Raw genomic sequence first — 1,829 nt, 5'->3', positions numbered from 1 at the left:
GGATTACCTCCGTGAACAATCAGTTTTTCCAACTCCGATGCCTCCCAATATATCTTCAATATACCTTTATATACATAGTTTTTACTCTAAACAATTTACCTTCCGGTCATAATTGCTAACAGATATTGTAACACAGAAAAGCGAAATCTGAAATACCCCGAAGAAGGGAGATAAAAGGATTTTCAGCAAGAAAAAAAGGACAGAATCCAAAAGATACTGCTCTTTTTCAGTCTGAGCGCAATACCTTTCTTCCTGTCCTTTTTTCTATCTAAAAGAGGATTTATTTCATGCTTTCATAAATGCGTTCCAAGTTGGTCTTCATACGATCGAGATATGACTCTCCTTCAGGATTGCTTTCTATCGTATCGAGGACTTCCACCTTGGCACCTACTTCGGCGGCCAAGGTTTTAGAAACAGCAGGGCTTGCCGCTTCTTCGGCAAAAATCGTCTTCACTTGATTCGTCTTGCAATATTCGGTCAGTTCGGCCAATTCCTTCGGGCTCGGCTCGCCTTCTGCAAAAACGTCTTCTACGCTCTTTTGCGTTAAAGCGAAATCGCGGCACAAATAGCCGAAAGCTGCATGACCCGTTACGAAGTCACGACGCTGAACGTCTTTAAACTTGCCTTCATAATCCTTGCGCAGGCTTTCAAGCTGGGCAATGTATTCTTTAGCGTTCTTTTCGTAGAAATCCTTATTAGCCGGGTCGGCTTGAGCCAGTCCGTCGGCAATATTTTGAACCTCTTGTGCGGCACAAGTCAGACTGAGCCATGCATGGGGATCGAATTCACCGTGTTCTTCCACTTCTTCCGGATCCGTATTCTTAATGGCGTCAATTCCCTTAGAAGCCTCAATTTTAACTAGCTTGTCGTTATGAGCCGCTTCGATAACCTTTTCCTGCCACGGTTCCATACCCAATCCGTTATACACGAATACGTCTGCCCCCGAAAGAGCCTTCATCGTTTCCGTCGAAGGTTCGAAGCCGTGCGGTTCCGTCCCTGCCGGAATCACGGTATGCACTTCTACCTTGTCCTTGCCTACGGCCTTAACGAATTCTCCCATGGCATCAAAGCTGACGGCTACCTTTACCTTGTCCTTTTTCGCCGTCTCTTCCGTCTTTCCGCAACCGGCCAGAACGGATACGGCTAAAAGAACCGTAAGTATGCAAGCTATCCATTTCCTCAACCCTACCATCTCCTTTTTAGCAAATGCGAATCATCTGCATTAACATACAAAAAAAGACTATCATACCCGTCTATGACTGTCAATCTTATGAAAATATGCAAATTTATCGTTATATTCAGTATTTCGAATTTTTCGTTACGACAACAAAAAAGAGCCGTCTTACCGACGACTCTTTCCCTTTTAAGCGGCCCAGACGGCCCGCATAATTTGTCCGTACGATTCTTCTAAGTGCTCAATAATGAGGCTGAACAAAACCGAGATAATTTCTCCGTCCGCCACGTCGTCACCAATGTAGCAAACGTCCAAAATCAGCGCCCCTTCTTCGTCAACACAGTACTTGAAAGACTTGTACGTACGATTGTACTCATTGATGAGATTATATACAGCCGTTTCGTTACCGTTTTTCAGAACCTTCGGAGCTACGAGAACGCGAATTGTCGAATACAGCGTATCGTCAAGAACCAACACAAGCGGCAATTCCGTCCCCTGAGCTTCAATGAATGTCCTGAAAATGACCGTGTTCAACCGGCGGTCATGCATATCATCCATCATAAACGATTTGATTCCCGATTTCTTTAAATATTTTCGGAAGGCCTCGGCTTTCTTATTCATCTGTCATCACTCCGTTCCGAACAACACAGACCGA

Annotated in this window: 2 protein-coding genes; both read right to left on the bottom strand. The window is 44.6% G+C overall.

Going from position 1 to position 1,829, the window contains the following annotated elements:
* Positions 1 to 280 precede the first annotated feature (280 nt).
* A complete protein-coding gene (locus PGX78_RS07965; protein ID WP_270446383.1) occupies positions 281 to 1,192 on the bottom strand; it encodes a metal ABC transporter substrate-binding protein in 912 nt (303 codons plus the stop codon).
* Positions 1,193 to 1,363: 171 nt separating this feature from the next.
* Positions 1,364 to 1,795 (bottom strand): hypothetical protein, encoded by a 432-nt coding sequence (locus tag PGX78_RS07960; RefSeq protein WP_270446381.1) that lies wholly within the window; start codon positions 1,793 to 1,795, stop codon positions 1,364 to 1,366.
* Between the last annotated feature and the right edge of the window lie 34 nt (positions 1,796 to 1,829).

It is taken from the genome of Megasphaera sp. AF13-6AC (genome assembly GCF_027685385.1).
Taxonomy (GTDB): domain Bacteria; phylum Bacillota; class Negativicutes; order Veillonellales; family Megasphaeraceae; genus Megasphaera; species Megasphaera micronuciformis.
The sequence above is the reverse complement of the archived record's forward strand: the minus strand, read 5'-3'. Positions and strand labels throughout refer to the sequence as shown.

What these genes read in the sequence shown, in the direction of transcription:
- PGX78_RS07965 (WP_270446383.1), bottom strand. Translation starts at nt 1,192, where the DNA reads ATGGTAGGGTTGAGGAAATGGATAGCTTGCATACTTACGGTTCTTTTA.
- PGX78_RS07960 (WP_270446381.1), bottom strand. Translation starts at nt 1,795, where the DNA reads ATGAATAAGAAAGCCGAGGCCTTCCGAAAATATTTAAAGAAATCGGGA.